Origin of the sequence: Sphingomonas flavida, from assembly GCF_036663655.1 — a bacterium.
Taxonomy (GTDB): Bacteria; Pseudomonadota; Alphaproteobacteria; order Sphingomonadales; family Sphingomonadaceae; genus Sphingomonas.
Genome location: NZ_JAXOJH010000007.1, coordinates 133,045 through 149,445, shown reverse-complemented (window position 1 = coordinate 149,445; position 16,401 = coordinate 133,045). Strand labels below are relative to the sequence as shown.

Genomic DNA, 16,401 nt, shown 5'->3' with positions numbered 1-16,401 from the left:
GGCTGTAACGGGAATGCGGCGGAGGGCAAGGGGTTTGTGGCGGGGTCGGGCGCGGTGCGCAGGCCCGGGGCCTCCCCGTCAATCGTCCCCCTGCGGACGCGGCAGCAGCAGCGCCAGCAGGATCATCCGGCATTCCGCATCGATCTCGCCATCCACCAGTTCGGGGCGGAAGCGCCGCTGGAACGCCATGATGGCAGCCATCCGGTCGGTCACATCGTAACCGAACCGCTCCAGCGCCAGGCAGAATCCCGCCTCGGTCCACATCGGGTCCATCAGCTTCTTGGTCGGGCGCGGCAAGGCCAAGCGGCGCTTCGCCAGCGAGCCCCAGGGAAAAAGTTCGCCCGGATCGCGCTTGCGGGCGGGCGCGATGTCGGAATGACCGACGATATTGCCGCGCGTAATGCCGTGACGCTGCTGGATATCCGCCATCAGCTGCATCAGCGCGGCGATCTGTTCGTCGGGAAACGGGCGATAGCCCCATTCATGGCCGGGATTGACGATCTCGATCCCGATGCTCGCCGAATTGACGTCCTCGATCGAGCGCCAGTGCGACTTGCCCGCGTGCCAGGCGCGGTTCTCCTCGTCGACCATGCGCAGGATCGTGCCGTCCTCGGCCACCAGATAGTGGCATGATACCTTGGCGTCGGGATCACGCAGCCGCGCGATCGCCGATTCCCCGTCCTGCATCCCCGTATAGTGGAGTACGATCATCGTGATGGGCAGGCTACGCGCGTCGAAATTGGGCGACGGCGTTTCGACGATCGTCATGCAACCTCCTAAGCGACCCGGTTCACGCCCCTGTTAGCGGCATCGTACGCGCAAGGATATGCCCTCCTGCCCCGATCGTGTCGGGCCCGGTCGCCTTCAAAGCCCGCGCCAGGCAAGCTCCGCATCGCATTTTTCGTACACGCCGCGCCCGGTGGCGGCGAGCTGGAACAGGTCGGTCTGGCCGATCACCGTCTCGCCTGCGCCCAGGATCAGCCCGGCCGCCGGGCGCATCGCCCGGGCGATGGTGCGGAAGGCACGCGTCTTGGGCTCGGGCGCCAGATACAGCATGACGTTGCGGCAGAGCACCAGGTCGAACGGCCCGGCTGGCGTGGGGTCGGATACCAGATTGTGCTGGCGGAACTGGACGTGACGCAGCAATTCGGGTCGCGCCACCCATTCCTGGGGCCCCCGCCCCTCGAACCAGCGGACCAGGCAGCGAATGGGCAGGCCGCGCTGTACCTCGAACTGGGTGTAGCAACCGCTGCGCGCCCGTGCGAGTGCGGTTTCGGAGATGTCGGTCGCCACGATCTCGGGCATCGACGTGCCCTTTTGCTCCTGCCGCTCGGCAAAGACCATCGCCAGCGACAGCGGCTCCTGTCCGGTCGAACAGCCGACACTCCATATCCGGGCGCGACGGCCGCTGCGCTCGATCTCGGCGATACGCTCGACGATATGGTCGAAGACATGCGGGTCGCGAAAGAAGGACGACTCCCCGTTCAGGAGCGCGTCGATCACCCGGCCGGGCAGTTGCGGATCGCGGCCGTCGAGCACCGCGCCCACCAACTGGTCGAGCGTATCCAGCCCCCGCTCACGCATCAGCGGCATGAGGACGGTATCCACCCGCGTCGAACGGTGGCTGGCGATCTGCTGCCCCGTCCGCGCCTCCAGCAGCGCGGCCAGAACGGTCAGCGCCGCGCTGGGCATCATGGCCGATTGGGTGATGTTCGGCGGCGGAACGGGCGTGACCATCCCGGTGCGCAGGCCGCCGGACATGGGCCAGGGCGACGGCGCGGCCATCAGGCGGTCGCCCCCATGGCGATCATCATGCCGATCTCTTCGGGCGGCAGGACCAGGTCGGCGAGGCCACGCGACACCACGGCACCGGGCATGCCCCAGACGACCGCGCTTTCCCGATTCTGGGCGATGATCCGTCCACCGGCCTGCTTCAGCATCGTCGCTCCTTCCAATCCGTCGCGCCCCATGCCGGTCAGCACGATGCCCCAGGCGCCCGTCCCCCAAAGCGTCGCCATCGACGCGAACATCGGATCGACCGAGGGCAGGCATCCACTGCGCGCCCGATCCCGCCTCAGCCGGATCGCCGTGCCGCCATCGCTCAGCCTAACGAAGGTCATGTGCGCATCCCCCGGCGCGATCACGATCCGGCCCGGCCGCACCCGCATCAGGTCTTCGGCAACATCGCAGGGCCGGTTCGCGCCCTTGGCCAGTTGCGCGGCGAAATAGGGCATGAAGGTCGCGGGAAGGTGCTGGGTCACCATGATCGGCACGGTGATATTGGCGGGAATCCGCTCCAGCAGCTTGGCAAGGGCGTGGATGCCGCCGGTCGAGGCTCCGATCCCGATGATCTTGGGCAGGGTATGACCGACCGGTCGCCGGATGCCGGCGGCGATCGGTATCGGCCGCTCATCGCACGAAGCCAGCGCGTCGAGCTTCTGGAGCAGCGCGTCGCCGAACTCGGCCAGCCCCTGCGGCTTCGGCTTGACCAGCGTATCGGCGGCGCCGTGCGCCAGCGCCTGGACCGCCGCCGCCCCGCCGGCCGGGGTCGATCCCGACACGATGATGATCCGCGCGCCCTGCCCCACCGCCTGCAGGCGGGGCAGCGCGGTGATGCCGTCCATGCCCGGCATGGCGACGTCGAGCAGGATGATGTCGACCGCCTGTTCGGCCAGGAACTGCAAGGCGGCATCGACATGCGCCACCGCTCCGGCGATCGCGAACCGGTCGTGCGGCTCGATCTGCCGCGCGATCAGCGCCCGCGCGACGGCCGAGTCGTCGACGATCAGGATACGCGTCGGCGCCAGTGTGCGCGGCTCCGCCGGCGCCGACGAATCGCGGGGGGCCAGATCGTGGGGGAAGGGAAACGCCATGGCGGCGCGACCGGAAGGGATCGGGCCCGCGTCGCTCAGATCATGCCGACCAGCTGGAGCTTGCTTTCCAGCGTGTCGCGATCGAACGGCTTCATGATATATTCGTCGGCCCCCGCATCGATCGCGGCGCGGATATGCGCCATGCCGTTCTCGGTGGTGCAGAACACGATGCGCGGGCGCGGCGTCACATCGGCCTCGCGCAGCGCCCGCAGGAAGTCCATGCCGCTCATCACCGGCATGTTCCAGTCGAGCAGGATGACGTCGGGCACCGATTCCAGACATACCTCCAGCGCCTCGCGACCGTCCCCGGCCTCGCGAACCTGAAGGTCCAGCGTTTCCAGGATGTGGCGCGCGACCTTTCGGATCACCTTGGAGTCATCGACGACGAGACAGGTCTTCATTCGGCACGCCCTATATTTTCGCGATCCTGCGGGACCTGTCCTTGGAATAGCGTGCGAAGGTAACGTCCGGGTTAATCGGTCAGGCGGCCTGCGGCGTCGCGTTCGGCACCAGCCGGGTCAGGTCGAGGACGAGCAACGGCTCGCCGTCGCGCACCACCATGCCGTTCGCGGCGCGCGACCAGCGTCCCTGGGTCGGGGGAATATGCGGCATCGGGCTGGTCTCGAACATCTCGATATCTTCCAACGCATCGACCAGCATCGCGTAATAATGGCCGTCCTGCCGCGAGATGACGGCGCGGCGGACATGCGGCGGCATGGGCCCCAGTCCGAGCGCCAGGCGCGTGTCGACGACGGTGACGACCCGGCTGCGAAGGGCGGTCAGGCCGCGCACGGAAGGCTCGGCGCGCGGTACGGCGACGATCTCGCCGATATCGACGACCGAATCGACCTGATCGGCGTCGAACACCACACCCTGCCCCGCGATACTGGCGATCAGGAACAGGGGCATCAGTGCCCTCCCCGGCGGACATGGCCCGCCAGCGCCGCGATCAGCGCGGGGCGGTCGTAACGATAGATGCTGTCACCGGCGGTGGGACCTTCGCGGTCGCGGCGCAGGCGGACCACCGGCGCGCCCGGCAGATCGCTGGTCACGGCGTCCTCCTCCATCATCAGGCGGACGGCAGGCACTTCGTCACCGCTCGCCTGCACGGCGCAGCGATACCCATGCGCCTCCAGCACCGGGCGCAGGAAGCGGTCCATCCAGGCCGCTCCCGCCCCCTCGAGCAGGCAAAGCGGCGTCCCCGCCCGGCCATCCCGGTCCATATCCTGAAACAGCGCCAGCGGATCGAGGATTTCGATCGCCTCCCCCTGCCAGACGGTCACGCCCAGCACGGTGCCCCCCGCCGAGGCGGCGATCTCGGCGGGAAGCTGGATGATCTCCAGCGCCCCGGCCATCGCATAGGCGCATTCGGCCTCGCCATCGGTCAGGCGGATCACCTCGATCTCGCTCGCCGTCAGCGCCGCGTCGAGTGCATGGCGGTCGACATGGTGGAGCGGCACGGTCGCGTCGCCGACGACCAGCCGGACCCGTCCGCCCGAACGGTGGACGGCCGTGCTCGCCACCTTTTCGACCCGGTCGATCACGGCCAGCGGCATGGTGCGACGGACGCCGTCGATATCTTCGAACAGCAGGGCGGGGTTCGTCGCCTCCTCCACCGTTTCGGCTATGTCGGCGATCACCTCCCGGTGGAAGCGCAGCCCAGCAGCCTGCGCCAGCCCCGCCCCGTCGAGGAGCAGCATCGGCAGGCCGCTATCGGGCAGCGTCTGCCCGGCATAGAGGCCGCTCGCCATGATGGCCGGGGCGGCAGGCTTGACCACCACTTCCTCGGTGTCGAGCACGTCGTCCACGCCCAGCGCATAGTCGCCGTCGCGGGTGGACACGATCACCAGATTGAGGGGATCGCGCTCCCCCACGCCCAGGAACGGCCCGAGCGGCAGCATCGGCAGGCGACGCCCGCGCACCGTCGCGACGCGGATATCACCCACGGGGTCGATCCGCACCTGATCGCCACGGATCTTGACGATCTCCTCGATCGCCTGGCGGGCGATGGCGAAACGCTGGTCGCCCACCGCGACGACGATCGTCGACATGATCGACAGGGTCAACGGCACCTGGATAGTAATGGCCAGCCCCTTGCCCGGGCGGTTGTCGAGCGCGACGCGGCCGCCGACATGCTCGATATTGGCGCGCACCACATCCATGCCGACGCCGCGCCCCGAAAGCGTCGACACGTTGTCGCGGCTCGACAAGCCCGGTTCGAACACCAGTTTCAGCTTTTCGGCCGGGCTCATCACCGCGACCTCGGCGGCGGTGCGGACGTCGGTCGCCACCGCCTTGGCGGCGACGCGCGCGACGTCGATCCCGGCGCCGTCATCCTCGACCTCGATCAGGATCTGGTTGCCCGACTGGCGCGCGGTCACATGGATCTGCCCGGTCGGCGGCTTGCCCGCGCTGCGGCGTGCGGCAGGGCTTTCGATGCCATGGTCGATGGCGTTGCGGATGATATGGACCAGCGGGTCGCGCATCAGCTCGATCATCTCGCGGTCCAGGTCGACGTCGGACCCGTCGATCTTCAACGTCACCGCCTTGCCCAGTTCGGCGGCGGTGTCCCGCACCAGGCGGGGCAGCGCGGAGAACAGCCCCTCCACCTTCTGCATCCGGGTACGCGTCACCGTATCGCGCATATCGGCCACGGTCAGCGACAGCCGGTCCAGCGCCGCCTCAACCCGCGGGTCGAGCACGTCGTCGCGCAGACGCCGGGCGAGTTCGTTGCGGGCGAGCACCATGTCGGACATGCCGCTCATCATCCGGTCGAGCAGGTCGACGTTCAGGCGGATGCTGCGCGGCGCGGCGCGCATGGTGGGGGCCTCGCGCACCGGCGGCGCAGCGGCCATCCCGGTGCCGCGCGATACCGCCGCGATCAGCGCGTCGTCGTCGGAGTCGTCCTCGGGCGTTCCGGCATCGATCGCCTCGACGATCGCGCCGATCCGGTCGACGATCGCCAGCACGGCATCGACCAGCGCGGTGTCGGGCATCCGCTGTCCGTCACGCACGGCGGCCAGCGCATCCTCGGCGGCATGGCTGAGCCGTGCCAGGCGCGGCAGGTCGAGAAAGCCGCAACTGCCCTTTACGGTGTGGACGAAGCGAAAGATCGCATCCAGCCGCGCCCGGTCGGCGGGGCTTGCTTCCCATGCGACGATCTCGCCGGACAGCGCCTCCAGCGTCTCACGGGTCTCGGCAATGAATTCCGGCAGCAGGTCGTCCATAAATCCCCGAGGGAGCGCCCCATTCCGCTCCCTCATGCCGCCACAAGATTAAAAGGGCGTTTACCCCGCGCGGATGGCGGCACCCAGGATCATGGTATTGGGGGTCGGCTCTGTGACCAGCGTCATGCCGCCATGCTCGGTGGTCAGCGTATGGACCAGGAAGGCAGGCGCGGTGCGCGAGGCCAGCGGCTCGGTCCCCTGCCCTTCCATCAGGGTGCGGCGGATTTCAGGATCGAGCAGGATGCGAGGCCCCTCGATCCGGATCGCGATCTCGATCGCCTCGCGCCCCGCCTCCGCGCCGATATCGATCGTCCCGCCGCGCGCCAGCGCCTCGGTCGCGATCAGCGCCAGGTTCATGAGGATGCGCACCGCAGGCTTGGGCAGCGCCGGAGACTCGACCAGCCAGCCCAGCGTCGTGCGGCGATTGTCGACCAGCAGGCCCTCGATCGCCGCCTTGGCCTCCGCCATGTCGACCCGATCGGCAAAGCCGCCGCCCGAGCCGAAGGCCAGGCGGAAGAATTTCAGCTTGTTGGCCGAGGCACGGGCACTGTCGGCCAGCAACTCCATGCACCGCTCGCGCATCGCGGGATCGGTTTCGTCGGCCAGCAGCTCCAGCCCGTTGTTGAGCGCCCCCACCGGCGACAGAAGATCGTGGCACAGTCGCGAACAGAGAAGGCTCGCGAAATCCACCGGGCTGACGTTCATGAAAAATCCCTCGACGAATTGTGCCATTGTGACGCAGGCGCCATCCCTGCGCAAGCAAGCGCAAGGCGATCGAACCGGCCATGACGCTCACCTGCCGCCACCGCGCGCCAGGCAGTGACCGCAGCGCCGCCCGCGATCAACCAGATACTGCCATCGGGTGCCGCATCGGCCGCATCGCGCGGCGAAGGCTCGGCAAGTCCCGTGGGATGCGAGTGATAATGGCCGACCACCCCCGGTCCGCCTGCGCGCGCCGCCCGGTGCGCGGCGATCAGCGCGGCGGGATCGATCTCGAACCGGTGGCCGGGTTCGGCCGCGACATTGGCGCACGCGACCGCCGCGACGATATGGTCCCCCTCGCCCAGCAACAGGCCGCACACTTCGAAATCGGGTGAGGCGGCGGCGCTTTTGCGGATGAAGTCCAGCGCATCGCTTGAAATCGTTACGGCCATGCCCAATTTACTAGGTCATGGACCGGGGGGTTTCCATCCTTGATGCGCGGATAGCGCCCACAGCGGACGGCTGGCGGTTGGACCGCGCGCTGGCCGATGCGGTGCCGACTTTGTCGCGCGAACGGCTGAAGGTGTTGATCGCCAGCGGTGCGGTGACGCGCGACGGCGTGATGGCGCGCGATCCCGCGAAGCGGGCGGCGGCGGGCGACCTGTTCCAGGTCGCCGTGCCGGCCCCCATCCCGGCGCATAACGAGCCGCAGGATATTCCGCTCGTCATCGCGTATGAGGACGAGCATCTGATCGTGCTCGACAAGCCCGCCGGGTTGGTCGTGCACCCCGCCGCAGGCAATTTCGACGGAACGCTGGTCAACGCATTGCTCCATCACTGCGGCGGGTCGCTGTCGGGCATCGGCGGCGTGGCGCGTCCCGGCATCGTCCACCGGATCGACAAGGACACGTCGGGCCTGATGGTCGCGGCCAAGACCGACCGCACGCATGAGGGGCTGGCCAAGCAGTTCGCGGCCCATTCGATCGACCGCCGCTACCGCGCGATCACCGGCGGCATTCCCCGCCCGGCCGACGGCACCGTCGACGCGCCGCTGGCGCGCAGCCCGCAGAACCGCAAGAAGGTGGCGATCGTCCAGGGCGGCAAGCGGGCCGTCACGCACTATCGCACCATCGAGAAGCTGAACAACGCCGCGCTGGTCGAATGCCGTCTGGAAACCGGGCGTACGCATCAGGTGCGGGTGCATATGCAATCGCTGGGCCACGCCTTGCTGGGCGACCCGGTCTATGGTAGAACAAAGGGTGCTCAAAAAGCCCTGCTCGATGAACTCGATTTCCGGCGCCAGGCCCTGCACGCGGCGCATCTGGGCTTTATTCATCCCATAAGCGGTAACGCTTTGGCGTTTGAGAGCCCGATGCCGCCCGATATGCAGGAACTGTTCAGTCGGCTTCACGTATAGCAGAAGACCGCCTTGCCCCGGACGACGAGGCGAAACGGATTGACGCTCCAGAAAGGGAGATAAGGATCATGGCAAAAGGCAGCAACGTCCCGGCGACGATTCCTGCACTGGGCGGGGAGCAGTCGCTCAACCGCTATCTGGCCGAGATCAAGAAATTCCCGATCCTTGCCCCGGAGCAGGAATATATGCTCGCCAAGCGCTTCCAGGAGCATGGCGATCCGGAGGCGGCGGCGCAGCTCGTCACCTCGCACCTGCGTCTCGTGGCAAAGATCGCGATGGGTTATCGCGGCTATGGCCTGCCCACCTCCGAGCTGATCTCGGAGGGCAATATCGGCCTGATGCAGGGTGTGAAGAAGTTCGAGCCCGATCGGGGCTTCCGCCTGGCCACCTATGCGATGTGGTGGATCCGCGCCTCGATCCAGGAATATATCCTGCGCTCGTGGAGCCTGGTGAAGATGGGCACCACCGCGGCGCAGAAGAAGCTGTTCTTCAACCTGCGCCGGATGAAGTCGAAACTCGACGCGTTCGAGGATGGCGACCTGCGGCCCGAGGACGTGACCAAGATCGCCACCGATCTGGGCGTCAACGAGGACGAGGTCATCAGCATGAACCGCCGCATGGCGATGGGGGGCGATACCTCGCTCAACGTCTCGATGCGCGAGGATGGCGAGGGCCAGTGGCAGGACTGGCTGGCCGATGACGCGCCGCTCCAGGACTCGGTCGTCGCCGAGCAGCAGGAGGCGGATGTCCGCCACGACATGCTGGTCAGCGCGATGGACGATCTGAACGACCGCGAGAAGCACATCCTGACCGAGCGTCGCCTGACCGACGATCCCAAGACGCTCGAAGAACTGAGCCAGGTCTATGGCGTCAGCCGCGAACGCGTCCGCCAGATCGAGGTGCGCGCGTTCGAGAAGCTGCAAAAGGCGATGATGCGCATCGCTGGCGAAAAGCGGCTTCTGGCGGCGGCGTGAGGTCCAGCGGCCGCACCGTCGTCATCGGCGGCGGCGCGGCCGGGATCGCCGCCGCACGCACCCTGCATGATGGGGGCCGAGAAGTCCTGCTGATCGAAGCGGCGGACCGGCTAGGCGGCCGGGCGCGCAGCGTGACATTGCCGACCGGGCATATGGTCGATCATGGTTGCGGTTGGCTCCATTCGGCCAAGCGGAATCCCTGGACCGCCATTGCCGAGCGGGCGGGTTTCACCGTCGACCGCCGCTCACCCAACTGGCAGGTCCAGTGGAACGACCTGGGTTTTCCTCCTGAAGAAAAACGCGCCTCGGGCGAGGCCTATGCCCGGTTCGAGGACGCGGCGATGGCCGCACTCGAAGGCCCGGATCGTCCGCTGTCGGACTTCGTAGCGCCGGATGATCCGTGGCGACCGATGATCGACGCAATCTCAGGCTATGCGAACGGTGCGTCGCTCGCCGAGGTGTCGCTGCAAGACTGGGCGGCCTATGAGAATGCCGCGACCGACGACAACTGGGCGGTGGTCGAGGGCTATGGCACTGTGGTCAGCCACCACGCCGCCGGGCTGGCCATTCGCACCGGCGTTACGGCGACATGCATCGACCATGGCGGCCGGACGGTCCGTATCGAGACCTCGCACGGCACGATCGAGGCCGATCACGTCATCATCGCCGTGCCGACGACCGTGCTGGCGGGAGAAAAGCTGACCTTCGACCCGCCGCTCCCCGACAAGCACGCCGCCGCCGCCGCACTGCCGCTGGGGATCGCCGACAAGGTCTTTCTGTCAATCGAAGGGGCCCTGCCCTGGCCCGCCCACGCGCATCTGACCGGCAATCCGCATTCCGCCTGCACCGCCAGCCATCGCCTGTCGCCCTTTGGCTGGCCGATCGTCGAGAGCTTCTTCGGCGGTCCCTGCGCCGAGATGCTGGAGGAAGACGGCGCGGCGGCGGCGTTCGCCATCGACGAACTGGTGGCGCTGTTGGGCAGCGACTGGCGGAGCCGCTTCACGCCGCTGGACGCGACCCGCTGGCGCCATGTCCCGCTGATCGGCGGCAGCTACAGCCACGCGAAAATCGGCCATGCCGGAGCACGCGCGACGCTGGCCGAGCCGGTCCACGACCGCCTGTTCTTCGCGGGCGAGGCGTGTTCGCGCGAGGATTTCTCGACCGCACATGGCGCGTTTGAAACCGGCGTGAAGGCGGCCAACTCCATTCTCGCTCGACGCTGAATCTGCCCTCACCCTTCCCCGTACACCCACACACCAAACAGCGCGCCCAGATCGCGACCGCTTGCCGCCTCCATCGCCCGCTGCAAATCCACGCTCGTCACCACACCCCCGGCATGGGCCCGGGTATAACGGCGCAACCCCGCCCAGAATGCCCGTTCGCCCAACGTCCGGCGCAGTTCCGCCATGAACAGCGCTCCCTTGCTATACTGGATCGCCCGCCGGGTCCCCAGATTGGGATAACGGCCACCCCAGGCCAGCGGCTTATCGAACCCCTTTGCCCGCGCCGCCGCCAGACGCCGCTCGGCGACCGCCAATTCGACTTCATAGGTTGCCTGGCCGTAGCGATGCTCCTTCCACGCCGCCGTCATGAAGGTCGTGATCCCCTCGTTCAGCCAAAAGTCGCGCAGGGTCGCGCACGTCACCAGATTGCCCCACCATTGATGCGCAAGTTCATGGACGATCGCCCAGTCCTTGTCGGGATCGCCCGGTGTAGCGGGAACCGCCTCCAGCCCGAGCACCGAATAGGTCGCCGCCTCCTGCGCCTCGCTCCCGCCCACCAGCAACTGGCTATAGGTCTTGACCGGCAGGGGAACGCCCGCCTTGTCCGCCAGAAATGCGACCATTCGCGACGTATCGGCAAAACGCCCTGCGGCATCGATCGGCTGGTCGGTCAGATAGGCGAGATGCGCCCGTCCCACCCGCTCGCGACGCTCGGCAAAGGGGCCGACCGCAAAGCCGAACAGATAGGCCGAATAGGGTCGCGGTGTCCGCCAGCGATGGATTTCGCTATTGTCCGGGCCTGCGCGCCTGCCGATCCGCGATCCGATCGACAGGGTTGTCAGCCCCGCCGGAACGCGCAGATCCAGCGCGAAATCGGCCTTGTCCCCAAAGGCATTCTGCGCACAGATCATCCAGTCGCAGGCGAAATAGCTCGTATAGAGCGTCGTCGCGGTCCCCTCGAACCCCCGCGCCGGACGACCATGATAGGTCAGCGACAACCGGACCATCCGCCCCCTGCCCAAGGGCTTGGCGAGGTCGAAGACGAGCGTGTCGCCCTCCGTCCGACTGACGACCGCCTGACCGTCCACCATCGCCTGGTCGATGCTTAACGCATTGCCGGAAAAGCGAAGACGGCTCAGTCCCTCCTCCGTCGATCGCAAAATAATGTCTTCACGCCCCGCCACCGTTTTCGCAGCGATGTCGGGGGTCAGCGCCAGATCGTAACGCAGAACGTCGAACCCCGCCCCCGGCTCGTCCGCCGCATGAACCGGCAGGGGCGCCAGCATTAAGGCCAAGCCTATGATCATGATCCGTCCATAGCGACGCCCCATCGGCCGATCCTTACTTCGCGCGGAACAGCAGTTGATGGGGCATGGCCGATACCCCGTTGCGGTCGGTGAAATTGCGATACTCGCCCCTGTTGAACCAGACCTCATAGGCGCGTCCCGCCTCGACCCGACAGCGGAGCGAAAAGCTGCGCCCGTCCTGGGACTGGACGGGCGCGGCACCGCCGCAATCGGGATAGCTGTCGCCGGACGCCTGTACGAAGGAATAGCTGCCCGGACGCATCGGCCGGTCGAAGGTGACGGTCAGGACCAACGGTCCGGCAGGCACCACGGCCCCGGCCGCCGGGCTGGTCGAGACGACATGCGGCGGGACCGGAGCAGGTCCACCGCCTCCGACATAGGCCGCGGCCAGGATCGCTATCGTCGTCATCGCGGAAATCATCATGGGCACTCCCCATCGGCCCAGGATACGGGGACCGTCCGCCGCCCCGTGGCGGGGCTGTCCCGCCGACTGGTCCGCCGCCGCCTTGGCAAACACCCCGGATTTTGCAGGCCCAGAAAAATTGGGCCCCGGATTGCCCGTGAAAATTCGTGCCGCACCCCGGCTGCTGCTCGCACCCGTCTTGCGCCGCGCCTCGCGCAGCCGCTCGTTGACCGTATGGACCGACAGCCCCAGTTCGACCGCCGCGCTCTTCACGTCATGGCCACAGGCCAGCAGGCGCAGGACCGCCGCTTCCTTTTCGGTCAGGTCGAACGGCATGTCGGACATGACGCCATCCTGCCCCAGCAGCGGCGCACAAAAAAGGCCCCGACTTTCGTCGAGGCCCATTTGGTCATTCCCGGATCGCGCTCACCGGATCGGCGAGTTCGGGTCCAGGCGCATGTCCAGATAGCGGTCCACAGAGCCCATCAGGTCGGGCATCTCATGCTCGAAGAAGTGGTTGGCCTTCGGGATGGTGTCGTGATGGATGGTGATGTGCTTCTGGGTGCGCAGCTTGTCGACCAGCTTCTGGGTCGCCGCCGGGGTCGCGACCTCGTCGGCCTCGCCCTGGATGATGATGCCCGAGGACGGACACGGCGCCAGGAAGGTGAAGTCGTACATGTTGGCGGGCGGCGCGACCGAGATGAAGCCGCGGATTTCCGGGCGGCGCATCAGCAGCTGCATACCGATCCACGCGCCGAAGCTGACACCCGCGATCCAGGTGGTCGAGGCCTCCGGGTGGAAGCTCTGCACCCAGTCGAGCGCCGAGGCGGCGTCGGACAGCTCGCCGATGCCGTTGTCGAACGTGCCCTGGCTCTTGCCCACGCCGCGGAAGTTGAAGCGCAGCGTGGCGAAGCCGCGCCGCTGGAAGGTCTTGTAGAGTTCCTGGACGATGCGGTTGTTCATCGTGCCGCCCGCATTGGGATGCGGGTGAAGGATCATGGCGACGGGCGCGCGCGGACGCGGAGCGGGAGCGAAACGGCCTTCGAGGCGGCCTTCGGGGCCGGGGAAAATGACTTCGGGCATCAAGACTCGCCGATCTGGATCGCGCTGGTGGAGCGCCGGGAACGTTGCGCTATATAGGCGGACACGTCATTTTCGCAATTACCCGATCATTTCACCGACGGAACCAGCCCTGCCTACGCCCCACCCACGCCTTTACCTCGATCATGCCGCGACGACCCCGATGACCGGGGCGGCACGCGCCGCACTGGCGGAAGGCTGCGCGCTGTGGGCCAACCCCTCTTCTCCTCATGCCGAGGGCCGCGCTGCCAAGCGCGCGCTGGAGGATGCCCGCAGCGCCATCGCCCGCTCGCTGGGCTGGAGCCACGAAATCCTGTTCACCAGCGGGGCGAGCGAGTCGCTGGCCATTGCCCTGACCCGGTCGATGGCGACGCGGCGCTTCGTCGGGGCGATCGACCATGACGCGGTGCTGCGCGCCGCCCCCGATGCGATCGTCATGCCGGTCGGGCCGGATGGCGTGCTGCGCCTGCCCGAGCTTGGCGGTTCGCGCAGCATCGTGACGGTGCAATGGGCCAATAGCGAGACCGGCGTGCGCCAGCCCATCGCGGCGCTTGCCGAAGCGATCCATGCCGCCGGCCACATCCTGCTGGTCGATGCCGCGCAGATGCCGTCGGGCGCCGACCCGGACGTGATCGACCATGCCGATCTCGTCGCCCTGTCCGCCCACAAGCGCGGCGGGCCGCCGGGGATCGGCGCATTGCTGGTACGCGACCTCGCGCTGCTGGAGCCGACCGGCGGGCAGGAGCGCGGCTATCGCCCCGGCACCGAGAATATGCCGGGCGTGCTGGGCTATGCCGCGGCACTCGCCGAACCCGAGCCCGATCATGGCGAACTCCGCGCGCATCTCGACGATGCGATCCGCCGCTCGGGCGGGATCGTGGTCGCGGATGCCAGCCGCCGCCACCCGGCCATCGCCAGCTATCACATGCCCGGCAAGCCCTCCGCCGCGCAGCTCATCCAGTTCGACCTGGCGCAGATCTCGGTCTCGGCGGGCAGCGCCTGCGCCAGCGGCAGCCTGAAGCCCAGTCATGTGCTGGCCGCGCTCGGCTGGGACGTGGAGGCGGGGCGCGAAGTGGTGCGGGTCAGCTTCGGCCGGACGACGACGCGCGAGGATGTCGACCGCTTCGTCGCCGCATGGCGCGCCATCGCACGGGGGAAGCGAGCGGCGTGATCTATCTCGATTATCAGGCGACGACCCCGCTCGCGCCCGAAGCGCTGAAGGCGATGCTCCCCTGGCTGGAGCAGGGCCATGCCAACCCCCACTCGCCCCACCGCGCCGGACGACAGGCGCGCGCCGCCGTGGAGGTCGCGCGCGATCAGGTGGCGGCGCTGCTCCCCTCGGGCGGGCGGGTGGTCTTCACCAGCGGCGCGACGGAGGCGCTGAACTGGGCGATCAAGGGCGCAAGCGGCGGGATCGTCACCACGGCCATAGAACATGCCGCCGTGCTGGACACCGCCCATGCGACCGGGCGTCCGCTGACCATGTTGCCGGTCGATGGCGAGGGGCTGGTCGCGCCCGCACCGATCCCGGACGGTACCGGGCTGGTCGCGGCGATGCTGGTCAACAACGAAATCGGCACCGTCCAGCCGGTCGCGGCGCTGGCCGAGCGAGCCCATCATGCAGGGGCCCTGATGCTGTGCGACGCGGTGCAGGGCTATGGCCGGGTTGCCATACCGGAGGCGGTCGATCTGGTCGCGATCTCGGCGCACAAGGTCTACGGGCCCAAGGGCATCGGCGCGCTGTGGATCCGCGACGGTGTCACCCTGCCCCCGCTCCTCCATGGCGGCGATCAGGAAGGCGGACGCTCGGGCACGCTCAGCCCCGCGCTCTGTGCCGGGTTCGGCGCGGCGGCCAGGCTGATGGCGGAACGCGCCCAGCAGGATGCCGCGCGCATCGAACAGCTCTGGACGCTGGCGATCGCGCGGCTGGGCAGCGGCTGGACGCTCAACGGCTCGGCCGAGCGGCGCTATCATGGCAATCTGAATGTCCGCCGTGAGGGGCTGGATGTCGCGCGGCTGATGTCCGACTGCCGCGACCTCGCCTTTTCGGCCGGGAGCGCCTGCGCCAGCGGATCGGGGCGCCCCAGCCATGTCCTGACCGCGCTGGGCCTGGGCGAGCGCCAGGCCAAGTCCTCGATCCGAATCGGTTTCGGCCGTTACACCACCGACGACGAACTGGTCGCAGCGATCGACCGGATCAATGCCGCGGCAAAGGCGCAGGGACGATGATCGCACTGACCTTCCAGAGCCCCAGCGGCACGACGACCCACGCCGAGGCCCAGCCGGGCGAAACGCTGCTGCTCGTCGGGCAGCGCGCCGGACAGCCATTGGAGGGCACATGCGGTGGACAGATGGCCTGTGCGACCTGCCATGTCTTGGTCGACCCGGCCTATCACGACCATTTGCCGCCCGCCTCGGCGGAGGAGGAAGACATGCTCGACCTGGTGCCCGACGCCACCCGCTCCAGCCGCCTCGCCTGTCAGATCGTGATGACCGAGCAACTGGCGAATATGGTCGTTCGCCGTCCCTGAACCCCGATCTCCCTGCCCCCGCAATCTCCCTGAACCGTTGATAACAAACGGGTTCAGGGACCGATCATCGGTGATTCGCCATTATTCTCCCATGCTCGCCGACAGGCGGGATTACCGGGAGTAAAGCGTTATGAAACTTTTTGCTGTCTTGGGCGCCGGTCTGATCGCGGTTTCGGGCGTCGCCGCCGCCACCCCTGCCGATGCCGCTCCGCATGATCGCTGGGGCCGTGGTCCGGGTTGGGATCGTGGACCGGGCTGGCATCATCGTGGGCCGGGCTGGGATCGTGGTCCCGGCTGGCATCGCGGCGGAGGCCCCCGTTGGGATCGCGGCCCCGGCTGGCGCGGCCCGCGCTATGCCTATAACCGTCCGCGCGTGACGTGCCGCTGGGTGCGCACCTGGAACGGGCCGCAGCGCCAGTGTTTCAACACCTATCGCTGATCTGAAAGTTCGTCACGGACGGGGCCGGTGGGATAAGGACTTGATCCCCCGGCCCCGTTTCGCCATATGCGCGGCGGGAGTCGGGCGGACGTAGTCGTCGCCAACCCGGTCAGGTCCTGACGGAAGCAGCCGTAACGATTTCGCTGCGGGTCGTCCCGGCTCCCACCCTCCGCACATTTTTTGCCATACACGATTATACCTGACGCCGCGCGTGCGAGCGCCTAT

The 16,401-nt window shown here is 67.8% G+C and carries 18 protein-coding genes and 1 other RNA gene; 8 read left to right on the top strand and 11 right to left on the bottom strand.

Going from position 1 to position 16,401, the window contains the following annotated elements; translation table 11 throughout:
- Positions 1 to 78: 78 nt before the first annotated feature.
- From U1703_RS10120 to U1703_RS10085, 8 genes are all read right to left on the bottom strand, one after another.
- Positions 79 to 768, bottom strand: a complete 690-nt coding sequence (locus tag U1703_RS10120; protein ID WP_332785588.1) for an N-acetylmuramoyl-L-alanine amidase — start codon at positions 766 to 768, stop codon at positions 79 to 81.
- A 96-nt stretch (positions 769 to 864) separates the two neighbouring features.
- A complete protein-coding gene (locus U1703_RS10115) occupies positions 865 to 1,785 on the bottom strand; it encodes a CheR family methyltransferase (protein WP_332785587.1) in 921 nt (306 codons plus the stop codon).
- Positions 1,785 to 2,873 (bottom strand): chemotaxis protein CheB, encoded by a 1,089-nt coding sequence (locus U1703_RS10110; RefSeq protein ID WP_332785586.1) that lies wholly within the window; start codon positions 2,871 to 2,873, stop codon positions 1,785 to 1,787. Before U1703_RS10110 ends, U1703_RS10115 begins: the two co-directional genes overlap by 1 nt.
- Positions 2,874 to 2,908: 35 nt before the next feature.
- On the bottom strand, positions 2,909 to 3,274 hold the full coding sequence (locus U1703_RS10105) for a response regulator (RefSeq protein WP_332785585.1): 366 nt from the start codon (positions 3,272 to 3,274) through the stop codon (positions 2,909 to 2,911).
- 79 nt (positions 3,275 to 3,353) lie between these two features.
- Entirely contained in the window at positions 3,354 to 3,782 is a 429-nt protein-coding gene (locus U1703_RS10100; protein ID WP_332785584.1) for a chemotaxis protein CheW, read from the bottom strand.
- Positions 3,782 to 6,100 (bottom strand): chemotaxis protein CheA, encoded by a 2,319-nt coding sequence (locus tag U1703_RS10095; protein WP_332785583.1) that lies wholly within the window; start codon positions 6,098 to 6,100, stop codon positions 3,782 to 3,784. The genes U1703_RS10100 and U1703_RS10095 overlap by 1 nt, the downstream gene beginning before the upstream one ends.
- A gap of 60 nt (positions 6,101 to 6,160) precedes the next feature.
- On the bottom strand, positions 6,161 to 6,805 hold the full coding sequence (locus U1703_RS10090) for a histidine phosphotransferase family protein (RefSeq protein ID WP_332785630.1): 645 nt from the start codon (positions 6,803 to 6,805) through the stop codon (positions 6,161 to 6,163).
- Positions 6,802 to 7,254 carry a Mov34/MPN/PAD-1 family protein gene (locus U1703_RS10085; protein WP_332785582.1) on the bottom strand — a complete coding sequence of 151 codons (453 nt, stop codon included), beginning with the start codon at positions 7,252 to 7,254 and terminating at the stop codon, positions 6,802 to 6,804. The genes U1703_RS10090 and U1703_RS10085 overlap by 4 nt, the downstream gene beginning before the upstream one ends.
- 17 nt (positions 7,255 to 7,271) lie before the next feature.
- On the opposite strand from U1703_RS10085, the gene U1703_RS10080 reads away from it, so the two are divergent.
- The 3 genes from U1703_RS10080 to U1703_RS10070 all read left to right on the top strand — a co-directional run bounded on the left by U1703_RS10080 (position 7,272) and on the right by U1703_RS10070 (position 10,416).
- Positions 7,272 to 8,219, top strand: a complete 948-nt coding sequence (locus U1703_RS10080; protein ID WP_320452047.1) for an RluA family pseudouridine synthase — start codon at positions 7,272 to 7,274, stop codon at positions 8,217 to 8,219.
- Between the two features lie 68 nt (positions 8,220 to 8,287).
- Positions 8,288 to 9,193 carry an RNA polymerase sigma factor RpoH gene (gene rpoH / locus U1703_RS10075; protein ID WP_007404166.1) on the top strand — a complete coding sequence of 302 codons (906 nt, stop codon included), beginning with the start codon at positions 8,288 to 8,290 and terminating at the stop codon, positions 9,191 to 9,193.
- Positions 9,190 to 10,416: a flavin monoamine oxidase family protein gene (locus U1703_RS10070; RefSeq protein ID WP_332785581.1), complete on the top strand. Its 1,227-nt coding sequence runs from the start codon at positions 9,190 to 9,192 to the stop codon at positions 10,414 to 10,416. The genes rpoH and U1703_RS10070 overlap by 4 nt, the downstream gene beginning before the upstream one ends.
- A gap of 8 nt (positions 10,417 to 10,424) precedes the next feature.
- Here U1703_RS10070 and U1703_RS10065 read toward each other — a convergent pair whose 3' ends face one another.
- The 3 genes from U1703_RS10065 to U1703_RS10055 all read right to left on the bottom strand — a co-directional run bounded on the left by U1703_RS10065 (position 10,425) and on the right by U1703_RS10055 (position 13,209).
- Positions 10,425 to 11,702, bottom strand: a complete 1,278-nt coding sequence (locus U1703_RS10065; RefSeq protein WP_332785580.1) for a M1 family aminopeptidase — start codon at positions 11,700 to 11,702, stop codon at positions 10,425 to 10,427.
- A 55-nt stretch (positions 11,703 to 11,757) separates the two neighbouring features.
- On the bottom strand, positions 11,758 to 12,471 hold the full coding sequence (locus U1703_RS10060) for a LuxR C-terminal-related transcriptional regulator (protein WP_332785579.1): 714 nt from the start codon (positions 12,469 to 12,471) through the stop codon (positions 11,758 to 11,760).
- Between the two features lie 81 nt (positions 12,472 to 12,552).
- Entirely contained in the window at positions 12,553 to 13,209 is a 657-nt protein-coding gene (locus U1703_RS10055; RefSeq protein ID WP_320452043.1) for an alpha/beta hydrolase, read from the bottom strand.
- On the opposite strand from U1703_RS10055, the gene U1703_RS10050 reads away from it, so the two are divergent.
- The 5 genes from U1703_RS10050 to ffs all read left to right on the top strand — a co-directional run bounded on the left by U1703_RS10050 (position 13,196) and on the right by ffs (position 16,346).
- Positions 13,196 to 14,377, top strand: a complete 1,182-nt coding sequence (locus U1703_RS10050; RefSeq protein ID WP_443025787.1) for a cysteine desulfurase family protein — start codon at positions 13,196 to 13,198, stop codon at positions 14,375 to 14,377. The genes U1703_RS10055 and U1703_RS10050 overlap by 14 nt on opposite strands.
- Positions 14,374 to 15,435: a cysteine desulfurase family protein gene (locus U1703_RS10045; protein ID WP_443025791.1), complete on the top strand. Its 1,062-nt coding sequence runs from the start codon at positions 14,374 to 14,376 to the stop codon at positions 15,433 to 15,435. The genes U1703_RS10050 and U1703_RS10045 overlap by 4 nt, the downstream gene beginning before the upstream one ends.
- The gene (locus tag U1703_RS10040) at positions 15,432 to 15,737 is read left to right on the top strand and encodes a 2Fe-2S iron-sulfur cluster-binding protein (protein ID WP_332785577.1); all 306 of its coding nucleotides are present in this window, start codon (positions 15,432 to 15,434) and stop codon (positions 15,735 to 15,737) included. Before U1703_RS10045 ends, U1703_RS10040 begins: the two co-directional genes overlap by 4 nt.
- A 130-nt stretch (positions 15,738 to 15,867) precedes the next feature.
- Entirely contained in the window at positions 15,868 to 16,176 is a 309-nt protein-coding gene (locus U1703_RS10035; RefSeq protein WP_332785576.1) for a hypothetical protein, read from the top strand.
- A gap of 72 nt (positions 16,177 to 16,248) precedes the next feature.
- Positions 16,249 to 16,346, top strand: an RNA gene (ffs, locus tag U1703_RS10030) — signal recognition particle sRNA small type.
- Positions 16,347 to 16,401 lie beyond the last annotated feature (55 nt).

Bases quoted from the DNA above. Each gene is read 5' to 3' on its own strand.
- U1703_RS10120 (WP_332785588.1), bottom strand. From the start codon at position 768: ATGACGATCGTCGAAACGCCGTCGCCCAATTTCGACGCGCGTAGCCTG.
- U1703_RS10115 (WP_332785587.1), bottom strand. From the start codon at position 1,785: ATGGCCGCGCCGTCGCCCTGGCCCATGTCCGGCGGCCTGCGCACCGGG.
- U1703_RS10110 (WP_332785586.1), bottom strand. From the start codon at position 2,873: ATGGCGTTTCCCTTCCCCCACGATCTGGCCCCCCGCGATTCGTCGGCG.
- U1703_RS10105 (WP_332785585.1), bottom strand. From the start codon at position 3,274: ATGAAGACCTGTCTCGTCGTCGATGACTCCAAGGTGATCCGAAAGGTC.
- U1703_RS10100 (WP_332785584.1), bottom strand. From the start codon at position 3,782: ATGCCCCTGTTCCTGATCGCCAGTATCGCGGGGCAGGGTGTGGTGTTC.
- U1703_RS10095 (WP_332785583.1), bottom strand. From the start codon at position 6,100: ATGGACGACCTGCTGCCGGAATTCATTGCCGAGACCCGTGAGACGCTG.
- U1703_RS10090 (WP_332785630.1), bottom strand. From the start codon at position 6,805: ATGAACGTCAGCCCGGTGGATTTCGCGAGCCTTCTCTGTTCGCGACTG.
- U1703_RS10085 (WP_332785582.1), bottom strand. From the start codon at position 7,254: ATGGCCGTAACGATTTCAAGCGATGCGCTGGACTTCATCCGCAAAAGC.
- U1703_RS10080 (WP_320452047.1), top strand. From the start codon at position 7,272: ATGGACCGGGGGGTTTCCATCCTTGATGCGCGGATAGCGCCCACAGCG.
- rpoH (WP_007404166.1), top strand. From the start codon at position 8,288: ATGGCAAAAGGCAGCAACGTCCCGGCGACGATTCCTGCACTGGGCGGG.
- U1703_RS10065 (WP_332785580.1), bottom strand. From the start codon at position 11,702: ATGCTGGCGCCCCTGCCGGTTCATGCGGCGGACGAGCCGGGGGCGGGG.
- U1703_RS10060 (WP_332785579.1), bottom strand. From the start codon at position 12,471: ATGTCCGACATGCCGTTCGACCTGACCGAAAAGGAAGCGGCGGTCCTG.
- U1703_RS10050 (WP_443025787.1), top strand. From the start codon at position 13,196: ATGACTTCGGGCATCAAGACTCGCCGATCTGGATCGCGCTGGTGGAGC.
- U1703_RS10055 (WP_320452043.1), bottom strand. From the start codon at position 13,209: ATGCCCGAAGTCATTTTCCCCGGCCCCGAAGGCCGCCTCGAAGGCCGT.
- U1703_RS10040 (WP_332785577.1), top strand. From the start codon at position 15,432: ATGATCGCACTGACCTTCCAGAGCCCCAGCGGCACGACGACCCACGCC.
- U1703_RS10035 (WP_332785576.1), top strand. From the start codon at position 15,868: ATGAAACTTTTTGCTGTCTTGGGCGCCGGTCTGATCGCGGTTTCGGGC.